Below are 18,217 nucleotides of genomic sequence, written 5' to 3' on the forward strand. Positions count from 1 at the left end.
CCGGGTCAGGGCCGGTCGCGGCGGGCGGCACGGCGCCGGGCCAGGGCGGCCCGGGTGCCGGCGGTGTGTCGGGGGACGGCGAGCGTCAGGCAGAGCAGTTCCGCGCCGAGCGGCCCGGCTTCCAGGTGCAGGGCGCGGCCGCGGCGGGCCAGCAGCAGGTCTCCCTCGGAGGCCAAGTGATCCGGCTCGTCGGACAGTCGGCCGACGACGGCGGCGCCGCGCAGCACGTGCAGGACGGTCTCGGTGTCGGGCCGGCCCGGGAGGACGTGGTGGGCGCCCGGGCTCAGCCGCAGGTGGTCGAAGGCCTCGCAGGCGCTGGCGAGCATCGGGCTCCGGGCGAGGGAGCGGATCCGTACGCGCTCGCCGTTCGGGCCGATGACGACCATGGCCGCGCCGGTGTCGGTGGTGACGATCACCTGGGGTCACCTTCTTCGGGAGAGGCTTCGGAGCGGTGGACGGAGGGGGCGGGGACGGTGAGCAGGGCGTGGAAGTACTCCAGCCCGGCCGTCCCGGCGGTCAGGACGGTCCGCGAACCGAGCGGCAGCACGACCGCGGTGCCCTCGACCAGCGGCAGGCCGGCGTCGGCGCGCTCCGGGTGGTCCGGGTGCACGGCGCCCTCGGGCAGTTCGGCGAGCCCGGAGCCGGCGGTGACGTAGAGCGCGTGCTCGATGCCGTCGGCGGCCAGCTCGGTGCGGTGGCCCGGGTCGAGTCGTTGCAGGCCGACACCGCGCAGCGGTCCGGCGAGCAGGCGGCCGGGGTCGACGGCGCCTCGGCGGCGCAGGTCGGTGATGACGGTGCCCGACATGACGGGCTCCTTCCGGTCGCGGGCGGGCTCTGCGGTCCGCCTCTGCGATCCACGGTGCGCCGCCCGCTGTCCCGGCCACACGGGGGTGTCGTCCTGTCCGGCTCCTGATCCGATCCCGGCCCGATCCCGACACTGTCCCGGCCCGCCCGCCTGCGGTCCCCGCCCACCGTCCCGACCCGCGATTCCGTCCTGTTCCCGTCCTGTTCCCGTCCTGTTCCCGTCCTGGTCCGGACCGGTTCCCGCCCCGCGCGCCGCCCCCCCGGGGTGGCCTGCGCACGCACCCGGACGCCCCCGCCCGCGAACGCCCCGCGCCGACCGGAACGACGTACGGTGGAACCGGAGGCCGTGTCATGCACGTCACCGGAACCCACTTCACCCGCTTCGCCGACCGCACCGAGGCGGGCCGTCGGCTGGCCGCCCGCCTGGGCCACCTGGCCGGCCCCGACACCGTGATCGTGGCGCTGCCGAGGGGCGGCGTGCCGGTGGCCGCCGAGGTCGCCGCAGTGCTCGGCGCGCCGCTGGACATCTGCGTGATCCGCAAGCTCGGCGTGCCCTACCAGCCGGAGCTCGGCATGGGGGCGATCGGCGAGGGCGGCGTCCGGGTGCTGAACGACCAGGTCATCCGGTTCTCCGCGGTCACCGACGAGCAACTGGCCGAGGTGGAGCGGCGCGAGCGCGCCGAGCTGGCGCGCCGGGCCCGCCGCTACCGGGGCGACCGGCCGCCCGCCGATCTGCGCGGACGCACGGTGGTCGTGGTGGACGACGGCATCGCCACCGGGTCCACCGCCCGGGCGGCCTGCCGGATCGTCCGGGAGCGGGGCGCGGCCCGGGTGGTGCTGGCCGTGCCGGTCGCGCCCGCGGACTGGGCCGAGCGGCTCGACGAGGTCGCCGACGAACTGGTCTGCGTCGACACGCCGTCCCCGTTCTACGCGATCGGCGAGTTCTACGCCGACTTCACGCAGACCGGGGACGAGGAGGTGCTGCGGCTGCTGACCGAGGCCGGCGGCGACCCGCCCGCGGACTCCGCCGGGGTCGACCGCGAGCTGCTGCTGCCCGTCGCCGGGGTCCGCCTGGCGGGCCGGCTGACCGTCCCGGCCGGCGCGCGCGGGGTCGTCGTCTTCGCGCACGGCAGCGGCAGCGGCCGGCACAGCCCGCGCAACCGGCACGTCGCCGAGTACCTGAACCGCACCGGGCTGGCCACGCTGCTGTTCGACCTGCTCACCGAGGCCGAGGAACCCGACCGGCGGAACGTGTTCGACGTGGCGCTGCTGGGCGGCCGGCTGACCGCCGTCGCCCGGCGGCTGGGCGCGGCGCAGAACGGCCCGGACGCCGCCGTGCCCGAGGCCCTGGGCCTGCCGCTCGGGCTGTTCGGCGCGAGCACCGGCGCCGCGGCCGCGCTGCACACCGCCGCCGAGCTGGGCCCGGCGGTGCGCGCCGTGGTCTCCCGGGGCGGTCGCCCGGACCTCGCCGCGCCCGACACGCTGGCCCGGGTCCGCGCTCCGACGCTGCTCGTCGTCGGCTCCCTGGACCCCACCGTGCTCGACCTCAACCGGCGGGCCCGGAGCCGGCTGCGCTGCGAGACCGGGCTCGCGGTGGTGCCGCACGCGAGCCACCTGTTCGAGGAACCGGGGACGCTGGACCGGGTCGCCGAGCTGGCCTCGGACTGGTTCCTCCGCCACCTCCCCCGCCCCGTCGGCCCCGGAAGTACGTGACCGTCCCATTGCGCAGACTTCGGGCATCGTCCCCGGTCAGCAGCACATTTTGCGCAGCTGACAGCGGGATTTTCTGATCAGCTTGTACACATTGAGCAGTCAAAATCCGACCTGTTGCCCAACCACCCCGACAGGAGCAAGCTCTCCGCAACCACACCGCCCACCCGTACGCGGTGCGGTCGCGATCCAGCGGAAGCCTCGACGGCGAGGCCCGAAGTGGAGGAACGAGCGATGACCCCGCAGACCCACGCCCTTGAGCTGACCCCCGAGGAGCGCGAGGCCGGTCTTGACGCCGACCAGCTGCGCCGCCTCGTCGGCCTCGTCGAGCACGACGCCGCCGCCGACCCGTTCCCCGTGACGGCCCAGGACGCGGTCGTCTTCGTGGTCGGCAACGCCACCCAGACGGCCCACTTCTACCAGGTCGTCTTCGGCATGGAGCTGGTCGCCTACTCCGGCCCGGAGACCGGCCGTCGGGACCGCAAGGCGTACGTGCTCCGCTCCGGCTCCTGCCGCTTCGTGATCAAGGGCGGTGTCCAGCCGGGCAGCCCGCTGCTGGACCACCACCGCCGCCACGGCGACGGCGTCGTCGACCTCGCCCTGGAGGTCCCGGACGTCGACAAGTGCATCGAGCACGCCCGCGCGTCCGGCGCCACCGTGCTGGAGGAGCCGAACGACGTCTCGGACGAGAACGGCACCGTGCGCCGCGCGGCCATCGCCACCTACGGCGAGACCCGCCACACCCTGATCGACCGGTCCCGCTACCACGGCCCGTACCTGCCGGGCTACGTCGTCGCGGCGAGCAGGGTGACCCACCCCGAGGGCTCGCCCAAGCGCCTCTTCCAGGCCCTCGACCACGCCGTCGGCAACGTCGAGCTCGGCCGGATGGACGAGTGGGTGTCCTTCTACAACCGCGTCATGGGCTTCGTGAACATGGCCGAGTTCGTCGGCGACGACATCGCCACCGAGTACTCCGCGCTGATGTCCAAGGTCGTCGCCAGCGGCAACCACCGGGTGAAGTTCCCGCTCAACGAGCCGGCCGTCGCCAAGAAGAAGTCCCAGATCGACGAGTACCTGGAGTTCTACACCGGCCCCGGCTGCCAGCACATGGCGCTCGCCACCAACGACATCCTCACCACCGTCGACGTGCTGCGCTCGCGCGGCGTGGAGTTCCTCAACACCCCCGACGCGTACTACGACGACCCGGAGCTGCGCGAGCGGATCGGCAAGGTGCGCGTGCCGATCGAGGAGCTGAAGAAGCGCGGCATCCTGGTCGACCGCGACGAGGACGGCTACCTGCTGCAGATCTTCACCAAGCCGGTCGGCGACCGCCCCACCGTCTTCTACGAGTTCATCGAGCGGCACGGTTCGCTCGGCTTCGGCAAGGGCAACTTCAAGGCGCTCTTCGAGTCCATCGAGCGCGAGCAGGACCGACGCGGCAACCTGTGAGCGTCCGACGGCTCCGACGAGCCGGTTCCCGGCGGGCCGGCCTCCGACGGGCCGGCTTCCGACCGGCTCCGACGAGCGGGTCTTCGGCGGGCTCCGACGAGCTCTGACGAACACGGATCTCTGCCAGACGGTCGAGGAGGACCACGGAGATGGCGTACTACCGGCAGCTGGGCAGCATCCCGCCCAAGCGGCACACCCAGCACCGCACTCCCGAAGGCGGGCTGTACTACGAGGAGTTGATGGGCGAGGAGGGGTTCTCCTCGGATTCCTCGCTGCTCTACCACCGGGGCATCCCCTCGGCGGTGGTCAACGCGGTGCCCTGGGAGCTGCCGGACCAGTCCACGGTGCCCAACCACCCGCTCCTCCCCCGGCACCTCAAGCTGCACGAGCTGTTCGCGGACCAGGACTGGAAGTCCGCGGACGTCGTCGGCAGCCGCCGGCTGGTCCTCGGCAACGGCGACGTGCGGATCTCGTACGTCGCCGCCGGGGCCCCGAGCGAGCTCTACCGCAACGGGCTCGGCGACGAGTGCGTGTACGTGGAGTCCGGCTCCGGCACGGTCGAGACGGTGTTCGGCTCGATCGAGGTCGGCCAGGGCGACTACGTGATCATCCCGCGCGCCACCACCCACCGCTGGGTGCCGGCCGGGGACGAGCCGCTGCGCGCGTACTGCATCGAGGCGAACAGCCACATCACCCCGGTCAAGCGCTACCTGTCGAAGTACGGGCAGCTGCTGGAGCACGCGCCGTACTGCGAGCGGGACTTCCGCGGACCGGTCGGCCCGCTGGTCGTCGACGCCCCCGGGGACGTCGACGTACTGGTCAAGCACCGTGGCCCGAACGGGGTCGCGGGCACCCGCTACACCGTGCCGCACCACCCCTTCGACGTGGTCGGCTGGGACGGCTGCCTGTACCCGTACGCCTTCAACATCAAGGACTTCGAGCCGATCACCGGCCGGATCCACCAGCCGCCGCCGGCCCACCAGGTCTTCGAGGGCAACGGCTTCGTGATCTGCAACTTCGTTCCGCGCAAGGTGGACTACCACCCGCTGGCGATCCCGGTGCCGTACTACCACGCCAACGTGGACAGCGACGAGGTCATGTTCTACTGCGGCGGCGACTACGCGGCCCGCAAGGGCTCCGGCATCGGCCAGGGCTCGATCTCGCTGCACCCGGGCGGGCACACCCACGGTCCGCAGCCCGGGGCGTACGAGCGCAGCATCGGCGCGGAGTTCTTCGACGAGCTGGCCGTCATGGTGGACACCTTCCGCCCCCTGGAGCTGGGCGAGGGCGGCCGGGCCAGTGAGGACGCGAACTACGCCTGGACCTGGGCCGGTCGGGGGCCCGGGCGATGAACACGCTGCCGCCGGGGGGCGTGATCCCCGAGCTGTTCCACGGGCTGTTCGACGACGCGGCGGTGTTCCCGCCGGGGAACCTGCCGGTCGTCGACGCGGTGCCCGCGCACCGGCTGCACCGCGCGGCCTGGTACGCCGAGGCCGTCGGCCCGCTCCTCTGCGGGGCGGGCCGGCTGGGCGAGTTGGCCGCTGCGGTCGCGAACTCCCCGGAGACCGCCGCGGCCCAGGGGCGCGCAGCGGGAGCGGACGGCTCGGTGGCGGCGGGCGGTCGGCCGCTCAAGGTCGGGCTGGTGCTGCCGGGGGGCAGCACCGAACTCGCCCCGGCGCTCGCCGCCGCCGCGCCGTTCGAGCTGGCCGGCGTCGAGCTGGCCACCCGGGACGCCGCCGAGGCGGTGGCCGCGCTGGACCGGCTGCTGCCACCGGACGTCCCGGCCGCCGTCGAACTGCCGCGCGAACTCCTGCGCGGGGACGGACTGGACGCCGTCCTGGACGTGCTGGTGGACAGCCCGTACCGGGCGAAGTTCCGCACCGGCGGGCTGGTCGCCGAGGCGTTCCCGGACGAGGACGAGCTGGCCTCCTTCCTCACCGGCTGCGCGCGGCGCGGGCTGCCGTACAAGTGCACGGCCGGGCTGCACAACGCCGTCCGGCACACCGACCCGGAGACCGGGTTCGAGCACCACGGCTTCCTGAACGTGCTGCTGGCCGCGCAGGAGACCGACCGGACGGCGGCCGCGGCGGTGCTGGCGGAGCGTGACGGCGAGGTGCTGGCCAAGGCGGTGCGCGCACTGACGGACCGTCAGGTTACGGTGATCCGCAACTCGTTCACCGCGTTCGGCACCTGTAGCATCGCCGAGCCCCTGGGCGACCTGGCCGCGCTCGGCCTGCTGTCGTCGCCCAGTCCACTGCACCAGGAGGACCGTTGAGCACCACCCCCAGCAGCCCCAGCAGCTGGCTCGCCAGCGCCCAGGACTCGCCGTTCGGCGTGCACAACCTGCCGTACGGCGTCTTCACCGCCGCCGACCGGCCCGGGCGGCGCCGGATCGGCGTGCGCGTCGGGGACTTCGTGCTGGACGCCGGGGCGGCCGCCCGCGCGGCCGGCGCGCCGTCGGTGCTGCTGGACGCGGACTCGCTCAACCCGCTGATGGCGGCGGGGCGTCCGGTCTGGACCCGGGTACGGGCGGACCTCACCACCTGGCTCACCGACGAGTCCTTCCGCGAGGCGCTGTCGCCGGCGCTGCTGCCGGCCGACGAGGTGGAGCTGCACCTGCCGTTCGAGGTCGCCGACTACGTCGACTTCTACGCCTCGGAGCACCACGCCACCAACCTGGGCCGGATCTTCCGCCCGGGCTCGGAGCCGCTCACCCCCAACTGGAAGCACCTGCCGATCGGTTACCACGGGCGGGCGGGCACGGTCGTGGTCTCCGGCACGCCGGTGGTGCGGCCGTTCGGGCAGCGCAAGGCGCCCGCCGACGCCGCGCCGACCTTCGGGCCGTCGCGCCGGCTGGACATCGAGGCCGAGGTCGGCTTCGTCGTCGGCGCGCCGTCGGAGCTGGGCCGCCCGGTCGTGCTGGACGACTTCCGCGAGCACGTGTTCGGCGTCTGCCTGCTCAACGACTGGTCGGCGCGCGACATCCAGGCCTGGGAGTACGTGCCGCTCGGCCCGTTCCTCGGCAAGTCCTTCGCGACCTCGATCTCGCCGTGGATCGTCCCGCTGGAGGCCCTGGAGCACGCCCGGGTCACGCCGCCGGAGCGCGACGTCGAGCCGCTGGCATACCTGGACGACCGGGGCGGCGAGCCGTGGGGCCTGGACCTGGCGATGGAGGTCCGGCTGAACGGGCACCCGGTCTCCCGGCCGCCGTTCGCCACCATGTACTGGACGGCGCAGCAGCAGCTGACCCACATGACCGTCAACGGCGCTTCGCTGCGCACCGGCGACCTGTTCGCCTCCGGCACGGTCAGCGGGCCGGAGCGGGACACCCGGGGCGCGCTGATCGAGCTGACCTGGAACGGCGAGGAGCCGCTGAAGCTCCCGGACGGAACGACCCGGACGTTCCTGGAGGACGGCGACGAGGTCACCATCACCGCCACCGCGCCCGGGCCGGACGGCACCGTGGTCGGGTTCGGCGAGGTCACCGGGCGGGTTCGGGGCTGAGGGCCCGGACCGGAGGTCGGGAGGCCGGGGGGCCGGGAGGCCGGGAGGCCGGGAGGCCGGGAGGTCGGGAGGCCGGGAGGTCGGGAGGCCGGGGGGCCGGGAGGCCGGGAGGCCGGGAGGCCGGGAGGCCGGGAGGCCGGGAGGCCGGGAGGCCGGGAGGCCGGGAGGCCGGGAGGCCGGGAGGCCGGGAGGCCGCGGCGAACCCGACCACGGGCGACAGGGCACCGATGACGGATCACGGATGACGGATAACAGCTGACAGATTTCATCATCTGTCAGCTGTTATCCGTTTCCCGTTCGCCCACCTCCGTCTAGAGCCCGGCGCCGCCCGTGGCGTCGACGACCCGCCCGGTCACCCAGCGAGCGTCGTCGGAGGCGAGGAAGGCGACGATGTCGGCGATGTCCTCCGGCTGCCCGACCCTGCCGAGCGCGGCCACCGAGGCCGCGTACGCCTCCGCCTCCGGGTTGCCCCGCAGCCACCCGGCGTTGACGTCGGTGTCCACGATGCCGGGCGCGACCGAGTTCACGGTGATCCCGCGCGGGCCGAGCTGCTTGGCGAGGTTGAGGGTGAAGGTGTCCAGCGCCCCCTTGGTCGCGCCGTAGGCGATGATCTCGGGCATCGCCAACCGGGCGGCCCCGCTGGAGACGTTGATGATCCGGCCGCCGTCCCGCAGCCGCTTCAGTCCGTGCTGCACCACGAAGAACGGCGCCCGGACGTTGACCGCGAACACCTCGTCGAAGCCCTCCTCGGTCAGCGCTTCGAGGTCCGAACTGCGCCCGATCCCGGCGTTGTTCACGATGATGTCGACGCCGCCGTCCGGGGCGTGCGCTCCGATCCCGGCGTCGAAGGCCGCCCAGAGCGCGGCCGCGTCGCCGTGCCGGCCGAGTTCGGCGCGCAGCGCGAACGCCCGCCCGCCGTCGGCCCGGATGCCCGCCACCACCTCCTCCGCCGCGGCCCCGTCCCTGGCGTAGCCGACGGCGACGGTGGCACCGTCCCGCCCGAGCCGCCGGGCGATGGCCCGGCCGATCCCCCTGCTGCCGCCCGTGACCAGCGCCACCTTGCCCTGAAGCCCGTACGTGCCCGCACCCATGGCCGAGTCCCCTCTCGCCGCATCCGATAATTGTTGAGTCATCGCTCAAGAAAGACGCTAGCACACACTTCTTGAGCGACTGCTCTAAAATTTGGGGCATGAGCGAGGCACAGCAGACGACCGGGACACCCGCGAAGGCGGCACCCGAAGGCGCGGCACCCGCAGACACCGCACCCGACACCCCACCCCGCCCCCGGCGCGGCCGCCCACCGGCCTTCGACCGCGCCGAGGCCCTGGCCGCGGCCACCCGGCTGTTCTGGCAGCTCGGCTACGACGCCACCTCCGTCTCCGACCTCACCACCGCCATGGGAATCCGCCCCGGCAGCCTGTACGCGGCCTTCGGCGACAAACGCTCACTGTTCGAGGAGGTGGTCCGCCAGTACGGCCGCTCGCCCGTCGGCGCGTTCGCGACCGTCGCGCTGGCCGAGGAGCCCACCGCGTACGGCGCCTTCGCCCGCATCCTGCGCGAGGCCGCCGCCATCTACCCCGACCCGTCCCATCCGGCCGGCTGCCTGGTGATCTCCGCCGCCACCAACGTCGCCCCGCAGGACGCCGGCGTCCAGGAGCTGCTGCGCGAGCTGCGCAACGCGAACCTGCGGACCTTCGAGGCCCGGCTGCACCAGGCCCGGCAGGACGGCGAACTGCCGCCCGACGCCGATCCGAAGGCGCTGGCGGGATACCTCGGCACGGTCATCCAGGGCATGTCCCAGCAGGCCCGGGACGGCGCCACCGCCGCCGACCTGGCCCGCACCGCCGAACTCGCCCTGCGCGCCTGGCCCTGAACCCCGGCCGCGCGCCCCGGTCGCGCCCCGAACCTCCCCGCCCACCCCGCCCACCCTTGTTCGCCCTTGCCCTGCCCGGCCCGGTGATCGGAACGCCTCCCGACCCCCGGTACGGTGGACGCCAGGATTCCGGCGGGAACGAACGGCGGACGACGGCAACGGACGCCGACGGGCGGGCGCCGACGGGCCGCGACCGGGCCCGGCGGACACCGAACGGCGTCGACATCACCGAGGGACGGGAGCGGGCCCGATGAGCGCAGAGGTGACGGAGGTCCAGGCCTTCCTGGACGGCGGTGTCGGACGGCTCGTGCTGAACCGCCCGAGGGCGCTCAACTCGCTGACCCACGGCATGGTCACCGCCCTGCGCACCGCCCTGGACGACTGGGCCGGGGACGACCGGATACGCGCCGTCGTCCTGACCGGCGCGGGCGAGCGCGGACTGTGCGCGGGCGGCGACATCCGCGCGATGCACGACGACGCCAAGGCGGGCGGAGCGGGCACCCGGGCGTTCTTCCGCGACGAGTACCGACTGAACGCCCTGATCGCCCGCTACCCGAAGCCGTACGTCGCGGTGATGGACGGCATCACCATGGGCGGCGGCGTCGGCGTCTCCGCCCACGGCGCGGTGCGGATCGTGACCGAGCGGTCCATCGTCGCGATGCCCGAGACCCGGATCGGCATCGCCCCGGACGTCGGCGGGAGCCGGCTGCTCGCCCACGCCCCGGGCGAGTTGGGCACCCACCTCGGGCTCACCGCCGCCTCGATGGGCCCGGGCGACGCCCTGCTCTGCGGATTCGCGGACCACTTCGTGCCCTCGGCGCGCATCCCGGACCTGCTCGACGCCCTGAGCCGGGGCACCGCCGCGGCGAGCGGGAGCAGCAGCAGCGAGGTCGCCGCCCTCGTCGCCGCCCTCGTCTCCGCGCACACCGAGCCCGCACCGCCCGCCGCACTGGCCGACCGGCGCACCTGGATCGACGCCTGCTACGCGGCCGACACGGTCGAGGAGATCGTCGACCGGCTGCTGAACTCCGGCGTCCCGGAGGCGAAGGAGGCCGCCGTCGCCCTCCTGGCGAACTCCCCGACCGCCGTCAAGACCACCCTGGCCGCGCTGCGCCGCGCCCGCACGCTCCCTTCGCTGGAGGCCGTGCTCGACCAGGAGTACCGGATCTCCTGCGCCGTACTGGAGGGCCACGACATGGTCGAGGGCATCCGTGCGCAGGTGGTCGACAAGGACCGCACCCCCCACTGGAAGCCCGGCACGCTCGCCGAGGTGGCGGAGGCGGACGTCGCCCGCTTCTTCGCCCCGCGCGAGGGCGACGAGCTGGGCCTGGCCTGAACCCCGCCCCACCTCCACCTCCTCCACCTCCTCCTCCGCCGGCACGTCTGGAGCCCGTCATGAACCACCCGGTCCCGCCGCCGACACCGGCCGGGGACACCGACCCGCTGTCCCGGGTGCCGCTGGGCGAGCAGGTGCGCGGGCTGCTGCTGGAGGGCCTGCTGAACGGCCGCTGGCAGCCCGGGGACCGGATCGTCGAGCGGCGCCTGGCCGCCGAGTTGAACGTCAGCCAGGCACCGGTCCGCGAGGCGCTGCGCGCACTCCAGACGCTCGGGCTGCTCGACGCCGAGCCCAACCGGGGCGTGCGGGTGCGCGCGATCGGCCCGGCCGAACTTCGCGAGGTCTACCAGGTGCGGGCCGCGCTGGAGCGACTGGCCGCCGAGTCGGCGGTGGTCCGGCTGGCCGGGGACACCACCGTCCTGGAGCGGCACGCCGAGCGGATGGCGGCGGCCGCGGCGGCGGGCGACGCGCTCGGCCAGGCCCGGCACGGGGTGGCCTTCCACCGCGAGATCGTGGCCGCCTCGGGCAACGGGACGCTGCTGCGGACCTGGGAGGGCCTCGGGATCGAGGTGTGGACGGTGCTGTCGCTACACGAGGTCCGGCCGGAGCTGCACGAGAACGCCGCCGACCACCGGCCGCTGATCGAGGCCTTCCGGCGGCAGGACCCGGCGGTCGGGCGGCTGCTGGCCGAGCACGTCCTGGAGTACGCCCGGCGCGAGGACGCCCGACCCGAGGACGGTCGACACGAGGATGGTCGACACGAGGACGGTCGACACGAGGACGGCCGGCGCTCCGACTGAGCCCGCCCCCGTCGGGGCGCCGACTCGTCGCGCTCGCATAAAGTTCGCACAAAGATGATCGATCATCGCTCAAACTACCCGCCAGTAGCGATTGACGCGCCACCCTCCCGCTCTCTACGGTCCAAGTAGTTCCATGGAGAGGAATACTATTCCGCATCCCGGAATATGAACCTCTGAAGCGCACCGACGAAGGGGAACCACCCGTGTCCCAGCTCGACCAGCTTCCCGACCAAGACCCCGAGGAGATCGCGGAGTGGCGCGCGTCCCTCGACGCCGCCCGCGACTTCGGCGGCCCGAACCGCGCCGCCCACCTGCTGCGCCGCCTCGTCGAGCACGCCGAACTGCAGCGGCTCGACGTCCCTCCGCTGCTGGACACCCCGTACGTCAACACCATCCCCACCGCCGCCGAACCGGAGTTCCCCGGCGACGAGGAGATGGAGCGCCGGATCACCGCCTGGAACCGCTGGAACGCCGCCGCCATGGTGACCAGGGGCAACCACCGCGGTGGCCTGGGCGGGCACATGGCCACCTACGCCTCCGCCGCCTGGCTGTACGAGGTCGGCTTCCAGCACTTCTTCCGCGGCAAGGAGGCCGACGGCTCCGGCGACCAGCTGTACGTCCAGGGCCACGCCGCCCCCGGCGTCTACGCCCGCGCGTTCCTGGAGGGCCGGATCTCCGAGGCCCAGCTGGACCGCTTCCGCCAGGAGGCCGCCGGCGACGGCCTGCCCTCCTACCCGCACCCGCGCAGGCTGCCCTGGTTCTGGGAGTTCCCGACCGTCTCGATGGGCCTCGGGCCGCTCTCGGCGATCCACCAGGCCCGGTTCAACCGGTACTTGGGCGCACGCGGGATCAAGGACACCTCCGGCTCGCACGTGTGGGCCTTCCTCGGCGACGGCGAGATGGACGAACCCGAGTCCACCGCCGCGCTCGCGCTGGCCCCCCGGGAGAACCTGGACAACCTCACCTTCGTGGTCAACTGCAACCTGCAGCGCCTGGACGGGCCGGTGCGCGGCAACGGCAAGATCGTGCAGGAGCTGGAGCGCCGGTTCCGGGCGGCCGGCTGGAACGTGGTCAAGTCGCTGTGGGGCGAGGCCTGGGACGAGTTGCTGGCCCGCGACACCACGGGTGCGCTGGTCCGCCGACTGGGCGAGGTGCCGGACGGACAGTTCCAGACCTATGCCGCCTCGGACGCCGGGTACGTCCGCGAGCACCTCTTCCACGGCTCGCCCGAACTGCGGCTGCTCGCCGACACCCTGGACGACCGGCGGCTGATCGAGACCGTCGCCACCTCCCGGGGCGGCCACGAGCCGCGCAAGGTGTACGCGGCCTACCGCGCGGCACTGGAGCACCGGGGCGCGCCCACGGTGGTGCTGGTGCAGACCGTCAAGGGCTGGACACTCGGCCCCGGCTTCGAGTCCCGCAACGCCAACCACCAGATGAAGAAGCTCTCCGGCGCAGAGTTCCGGGCCATGCGCGACCTGCTCGAACTCCCGATCCCGGACAGCGCGTTGGCCGGCGAACTTCCCCCGTACGCCCATCCCGGACCGGACTCGCCGGAGGCCCGCTACCTGCGCGAGCGCCGCGCCGCACTGGGCGGACCGGCGCCCGCCCGCCGGGTGCGCTTCGCCCCGCTGCCCACCCCGCCCGCGAAGCCCTTCGAAACGCTGTTCAAGGGCTCCGGCGGCCAGGAGATCGCCACCACCATGGCCTTCGTCCGTCTGGTCAAGGATCTGATGCGGGACGAGGCGACCGGCCACCGGTGGGTACCGATCGTCCCCGACGAGGCACGCACCTTCGGCATGGAGTCGCTCTTCCCGACCGCCGGGATCTACTCCCCGCTCGGGCAGACCTACGACCCGGTCGACCGCGACCAGCTGCTCCACTACAAGGAGTCGGCGACCGGCCAGATCCTCAACGAAGGCATCACCGAGGCCGGTTCGATGGCCTCACTGACCGCCGCCGCCACCGCGTACGCGACCCACGGCGAGCCGGTCGTCCCGTTCTACATCTTCTACTCGATGTTCGGCTGGCAGCGCACCGCCGACCAGATGTGGGCGCTGGCCGACCAGTTGGGCCGCGGCTTCCTGATCGGCGCCACCGCCGGACGCACCACCATGACCGGCGAAGGACTGCAACACGCCGACGGACACTCCCAGTTGATCGCCTCCACCAACCCGGCCGCGCTCTGCTACGACCCGGCGTTCGGCTACGAGGTGGCCGTGATCGTCCGCGAGGGCCTGCGCCGGATGTACGGCAGCAGCGCGCAACACCCCCATGGTGAGGACGTGTTCTACTACCTCACCGTCTACAACGAGCCGCTCCGGCAGCCCGCGCTCCCGGCCGGCGAGGAGGTCGCGGACGGCATCCTGCACGGCCTCTACCGCTACCGCACTGCGGACGCCGCTGCCCTGTCCCCCGGCCTGCCCGCCGACCCGCCGCGACTCCAACTGCTCGCCTCCGGCACCGCCGTGCGCTGGGCGCTGGCGGCGCAGCGGCTGCTCGGCGAGGAGTGGGGCGTGGCGGCCGACGTCTGGTCCGCCCCCTCCTGGACGGAACTGCGCCGCGAGGCGCTGGAGTGCGACGCGGCCGACCTGGCGCGGGCGGCGGCCGGCACCGACGGGGCGGCCCGCGTCCCCTATGTGACCCGGGCGCTGGCCGGGGCACCCGGGCCGGTGCTGGCGGTCAGCGACTGGATGCGCGCGGTGCCGGACCAGATCAGCCCCTGGGTGGAACAGGACTGGACCTCGCTGGGCACCGACGGCTTCGGCCTCTCGGACAGCCGTACGGCGGCGCGGCGACACTTCGGGGTGGACGCCGAGTCGGTGACGGTCGCGGCACTGGCCGCACTGGCCCGCCGGGGCGAGGTCGAGGCGGAGACCGTACGGCGGGCGGCGGAACGTTACGGCGTCCGCTTCTGACGGCTCGGTGTCCGCCCGCTCCACCGCCTGGTGACCGGCGTCTCGCATACCAAGACTGGCGCGAGGCGGGGCGCGTCGTAGATCGTTGGGTGGTCAGGGCGCGCCCACGGGCGCCGAGCAGCGGAAATGGGAGTCGACGGCGATGACCGAGACCGAGACCTACGAGACGATCCTGGTCGAGCGCAAGGGCCGGGTGGGGCTGATCACGCTCAACCGGCCCAAGGCGCTCAACGCGCTGAACACCCGGCTCATGAACGAGGTGGTCGCCGCCGCGACCGCTTTCGACCGGGACCCGGAGATCGGCTGTCTGGTGATCACCGGCTCGGAGAAGGCCTTCGCGGCCGGCGCCGACATCAAGGAGATGCAGGGCAACCGGTTCCCGGACGTCTACCTGGACGACTGGCTGGGCCCGTGGGACCGGCTCGGCGCCGTGCGCAAGCCGGTGGTCGCGGCGGTGGCCGGGTTCGCACTGGGCGGCGGCTGCGAGCTGGCGATGCTGTGCGACATCCTGCTGGCGGCGGACACCGCGAAGTTCGGACAGCCGGAGATCAAGCTCGGGGTGATCCCCGGCATCGGCGGCTCGCAGCGGCTGACCCGGGCGGTCGGCAAGGCGAAGGCCATGGAGCTGTGCCTGACCGGGCGGATGATGGGCGCCGAGGAGGCCGAGCGGGCCGGACTGGTCTCCCGGATCGTCCCGGCGGACCAGCTGCTCGCCGAGGCGCTCGCCACCGCCGAGACGATCGCGGCGATGTCCACCCCGGCCGCGATCATGATGAAGGAGAGCGTCAACCGCGCCTTCGAGACGACGCTCGCCGAGGGCGTGCGCTTCGAGCGCCGGCTCTTCCACGCGGCCTTCGCCACGGCGGACCAGAAGGAGGGCATGGCGGCCTTCGCCGAGAAGCGCCCGCCGGAGTTCCAGAACCGCTGACAACGGAGTACGTCCGGCAGGCGACAACAGGCCGCGGACGGCGGACAGCGGACAGATTTCATCATCTGAAATCTGTCCGCTGAACTCTGTCAACTGAAAGCCGTCGGCTGTCATCCGTCGACTGTCATCCGTCCTCCTCCACCGCCACCGTGTTCAGCCGGGCGAGCCCACTGCGGGTGGCGGCGACCACGATCTCGTCGCCCGGGGCGAGCTGCCGGGTGCGGTCCGGGAAGTTCCACAGCAGCTGCCCGCCGTGGGCGAAGCGCACGGCGATCACCCGGACGCCGCCCGGGTCCTCCAGGTCGTGCCGGTTCAGCCCGATCAGCCCGCTGCCGTCCTCCACCTTCAGCTCGGCGATCAGCAGAACGTGCCGGAGCACCGACAGCGTCCCGCGCACCTCGCGCCCCATCAGCGCCGCCGCGAAGGCGGGCGCGGCCAGGTAGGACACCGACCGGGAGGCCGCGTTGTCCAGCGTCTTGTAGAAGTGACTGGCGAAGTCGTCCTCGAACAGCCGCACCACCACCCGGACGTCGGGATTGCCGTGGCGCGCCTCCAGGGCCGCCTCCAGGTTGGTGGCGTCGTCCCCGCTGACGGCGACCAGCGCCCGGCTGTGCTTCAGCCGGGCCCGGCGCAGCTGCTGCTCGAACGGACCATCGCCCATCACCACCGGAATCCCCAGCGCCCGGACGGCGGCGATGCCGCGGGCCTGCGGGTCCCGCTCCATGCAGACCACCGGCACGCCCATGTCGTGCAGTTGGATCGCGACGCGGGTTCCGACGTTGCCGAGGCCGACGACGATCACGTGGTCCCGGGTGCCCGCCCCGGGGTTGCGCGGCTGCCCGCGCCGCCCGGAGCCCAGGACCTCCACCGCGATCGCGGTGGCCACCGGCGCGAAGGTGATCCCGCAGATGGTGATCACCACCTGTGCGACCCGCTGCCAGAACCCGCCGGTGCCCGTCCCGGAGGAGATGTCGGAGAGCTGGTCCGGCTGGGCCGCGCCGGCCAGGTCGAGCAGCGCGATGTAGACGGTCCAGCCGAAGTTCCGGTTGAGGTACCAGAGCACCCCGAAGGCCAGCAGCACCGCCGCGAGGGCGGTGAGCAGCACCAGCCGCATCCGGGCGCTGGTGAAGAAGCGCATGGTGTCGAGCAGCCGCCAGCGCAGCCGTCGCTTCCAGTCGATCGGCTCCCGGGGTTCGATCCGCAGCACCTGGAGCGCCGCCCTGCCGCCCGGCTCCTCCTCCTGATCGGGGTCGGCCGCGGGCGCCGGTTCGCGCCGAACGCCTCCGGGTCGGATCGGCCCGTCGTCGCCGAACTCGCTGGCGAGCCGGACGAATTCGGCCGAGTCGCCCTGCTGCTCGGGCAGCAGCCGGATCCTGCCGAGGTCCTGCCGGTCGATCTGGTCGGCGACCACGCAGATCCGGTCGGAGGTGATGTCGTCGTCGAACGCGATGTGCAGGTAACGCCCCTCGATCTCCACCGAGTTGGGCCGTCCGAGCGCCGCGGAGGCGAAGGCCGGGGCGGCGGTGGCGGAACCGGAGAGCGCGGCACCGTTCTTGAGCAGCCGTTCGATGTTCTCGCCGAGCCGTTGGTTGAACATCCGGAACACGATGCGGATGTCCGGGTTGTGGTTCTGGGCGCTGAGCGCGGCGTGGATGTTCTCCTGGTCGCTCCCCTCGACCAGGGCGAGACCGCGCGCGGTACCGATGGACACCGCGCGCAGCGCCTCCTCGGTGATGCCGGCGTACTCCACGACCGCCGCGACGCCGGACAGCTGCTCGATCTGCGGCGCGTGGTCGCGGGTCCGGTCGGCGACCAGGACGACGACCGGGACCTCGTAGTGCTCGACGAGTTCCAGGATCAGGCGATGGGCCAGCGCATTGCCCCCGCAGACGATGTAGTGCTGGCTGATCGGCTCGACCGGAGGGGTCCCCCACCCTTCAGAAGTCATACCGCCGGATGATATCGACGGGAAGTGTCCGGAGGGTGACGTTCCGGCGACCGCGACGGATCCCCCGAACGGCCGTATCCGACGCGCGGTCCGGCCGTGGCGCGGAGATGCTGGGGTTCGTTCCCTGCCCGTCAGCCGGCCGATCCGACCTCACCCGTCCTGCGTCACACGACCAGGCAGGACCCGGTCACCCGTCGCCCGGCGTCAGCCCGAGGAGTACGCCACCGTGGCCCCTCCGATCATCACCCCCGACGGCAGCCCGGTCCAGGGCCCGCTCGGACTGCTCGCCAAGGCCGCCTGGCAGGTCCTGCTGGTCGCCGGACTCGCCTCGCTCGCCCTCGGGATCGTGGTCTTCGCCTGGCCCGAGGAGACGCTCCTGGTGGTGGGCGTGCTGTTCGGCCTCTACCTGCTGGTGATCGGCATCGTGCAGCTGATCGCCGCGTTCGGCACCCACTCCACCGCGGCGCTGCGGGTGCTGGCCTTCATCAGCGGTGCGATCTGCGTCCTGCTGGGCCTGCTCTGCTTCCGCAGCGCGGCGCAGTCGCTGCTGCTGCTCGCGATCTGGATCGGGATCGGCTGGCTGTTCCGCGGCATCACCCAGCTCGCCGCCGCGATCTCCGACCCGCTGATGCCCGCCCGCGGCTGGCAGGCCTTCGCGGGCGCGGCCAACACCCTGGCCGGCGTACTGCTGATGGTGTGGCCGGTCGGGTCGATCACCGCGCTGGCCGTACTGGCCGGTTGCTGGCTGGTGATCCTGGGCCTGGTCGAGATCGTGACGGCGATCCAGGTCCGCGGCCGGGCCAAGCAGATCCCCTCGGGGGTCTGACCTCCGTCCGGTGGCGGGGGGGGGGAGGCCGTCCGGGGACACGATCCCCAGCCGGGGGGGGGGGGGGGGAGAACAAGGGGCGGACAGGAAGGGGGGCAGTCCCTGCACGAGGGGGGTATGG

Annotated in this window: 15 protein-coding genes; 11 read left to right on the top strand and 4 right to left on the bottom strand. The window is 73.2% G+C overall.

Annotation, left to right across the window (positions count from 1 at the left end; genetic code table 11):
* Window positions 1-5 precede the first annotated feature (5 nt).
* Together ACFVGO_RS07010 and ACFVGO_RS07015 are read right to left on the bottom strand one after the other, a co-directional pair.
* On the bottom strand, window positions 6-416 hold the full coding sequence (locus ACFVGO_RS07010) for a hypothetical protein (protein WP_359900427.1): 411 nt from the start codon (window positions 414-416) through the stop codon (window positions 6-8).
* The gene (locus ACFVGO_RS07015) at window positions 413-805 is read right to left on the bottom strand and encodes a hypothetical protein (protein ID WP_359900425.1); all 393 of its coding nucleotides are present in this window, start codon (window positions 803-805) and stop codon (window positions 413-415) included. Before ACFVGO_RS07015 ends, ACFVGO_RS07010 begins: the two co-directional genes overlap by 4 nt.
* Before the next feature lie 350 nt (window positions 806-1,155).
* Here ACFVGO_RS07015 and ACFVGO_RS07020 point away from each other — a divergent pair, with 350 nt between their 5' ends.
* The 5 genes from ACFVGO_RS07020 to fahA all read left to right on the top strand — a co-directional run bounded on the left by ACFVGO_RS07020 (window position 1,156) and on the right by fahA (window position 7,467).
* Window positions 1,156-2,517, top strand: a complete 1,362-nt coding sequence (locus tag ACFVGO_RS07020) for a phosphoribosyltransferase family protein (protein ID WP_380348351.1) — start codon at window positions 1,156-1,158, stop codon at window positions 2,515-2,517.
* Between the two features lie 231 nt (window positions 2,518-2,748).
* Window positions 2,749-3,963: a 4-hydroxyphenylpyruvate dioxygenase gene (hppD, locus tag ACFVGO_RS07025; RefSeq protein ID WP_359900421.1), complete on the top strand. Its 1,215-nt coding sequence runs from the start codon at window positions 2,749-2,751 to the stop codon at window positions 3,961-3,963.
* 149 nt (window positions 3,964-4,112) lie between these two features.
* Complete coding sequence (locus ACFVGO_RS07030; RefSeq protein ID WP_359900419.1) at window positions 4,113-5,315, top strand: cupin domain-containing protein; 1,203 nt, start codon at window positions 4,113-4,115, stop codon at window positions 5,313-5,315.
* Window positions 5,312-6,238: a hypothetical protein gene (locus ACFVGO_RS07035; RefSeq protein WP_380631004.1), complete on the top strand. Its 927-nt coding sequence runs from the start codon at window positions 5,312-5,314 to the stop codon at window positions 6,236-6,238. Before ACFVGO_RS07030 ends, ACFVGO_RS07035 begins: the two co-directional genes overlap by 4 nt.
* Window positions 6,235-7,467, top strand: a complete 1,233-nt coding sequence (fahA, locus tag ACFVGO_RS07040; protein WP_359900415.1) for a fumarylacetoacetase — start codon at window positions 6,235-6,237, stop codon at window positions 7,465-7,467. The genes ACFVGO_RS07035 and fahA overlap by 4 nt, the downstream gene beginning before the upstream one ends.
* Window positions 7,468-7,778: 311 nt before the next feature.
* On the opposite strand, the gene ACFVGO_RS07045 is transcribed toward fahA, so the two are convergent.
* Window positions 7,779-8,558, bottom strand: coding sequence for an SDR family oxidoreductase (locus ACFVGO_RS07045; protein ID WP_359900413.1), 780 nt, complete (start codon window positions 8,556-8,558; stop codon window positions 7,779-7,781).
* Window positions 8,559-8,656: 98 nt separating this feature from the next.
* Here ACFVGO_RS07045 and ACFVGO_RS07050 point away from each other — a divergent pair, with 98 nt between their 5' ends.
* The 5 genes from ACFVGO_RS07050 (at window position 8,657) to ACFVGO_RS07070 (ending at window position 15,322) form a co-directional block, all read left to right on the top strand.
* The gene (locus ACFVGO_RS07050; RefSeq protein WP_359900411.1) at window positions 8,657-9,340 is read left to right on the top strand and encodes a TetR/AcrR family transcriptional regulator; all 684 of its coding nucleotides are present in this window, start codon (window positions 8,657-8,659) and stop codon (window positions 9,338-9,340) included.
* 262 nt (window positions 9,341-9,602) lie between these two features.
* The gene (locus ACFVGO_RS07055) at window positions 9,603-10,676 is read left to right on the top strand and encodes an enoyl-CoA hydratase/isomerase family protein (protein WP_380631061.1); all 1,074 of its coding nucleotides are present in this window, start codon (window positions 9,603-9,605) and stop codon (window positions 10,674-10,676) included.
* A 59-nt stretch (window positions 10,677-10,735) separates the two neighbouring features.
* Entirely contained in the window at window positions 10,736-11,476 is a 741-nt protein-coding gene (locus ACFVGO_RS07060) for a GntR family transcriptional regulator (RefSeq protein WP_380631005.1), read from the top strand.
* A 203-nt stretch (window positions 11,477-11,679) separates the two neighbouring features.
* Window positions 11,680-14,394: a pyruvate dehydrogenase (acetyl-transferring), homodimeric type gene (gene aceE / locus ACFVGO_RS07065; protein ID WP_380631006.1), complete on the top strand. Its 2,715-nt coding sequence runs from the start codon at window positions 11,680-11,682 to the stop codon at window positions 14,392-14,394.
* Between the two features lie 142 nt (window positions 14,395-14,536).
* Window positions 14,537-15,322, top strand: a complete 786-nt coding sequence (locus ACFVGO_RS07070; RefSeq protein ID WP_359900403.1) for an enoyl-CoA hydratase — start codon at window positions 14,537-14,539, stop codon at window positions 15,320-15,322.
* Window positions 15,323-15,446: 124 nt separating this feature from the next.
* On the opposite strand, the gene ACFVGO_RS07075 is transcribed toward ACFVGO_RS07070, so the two are convergent.
* Window positions 15,447-17,270, bottom strand: coding sequence for an NAD-binding protein (locus tag ACFVGO_RS07075; RefSeq protein WP_359900401.1), 1,824 nt, complete (start codon window positions 17,268-17,270; stop codon window positions 15,447-15,449).
* Between the two features lie 226 nt (window positions 17,271-17,496).
* Here ACFVGO_RS07075 and ACFVGO_RS07080 point away from each other — a divergent pair, with 226 nt between their 5' ends.
* Window positions 17,497-18,096, top strand: a complete 600-nt coding sequence (locus tag ACFVGO_RS07080; protein ID WP_359900400.1) for an HdeD family acid-resistance protein — start codon at window positions 17,497-17,499, stop codon at window positions 18,094-18,096.
* Window positions 18,097-18,217 lie beyond the last annotated feature (121 nt).

The organism is Kitasatospora sp. NPDC057738, assembly GCF_042798815.1.
Classification (GTDB): Bacteria; Actinomycetota; Actinomycetes; order Streptomycetales; family Streptomycetaceae; genus Kitasatospora; species Kitasatospora lactacystinica.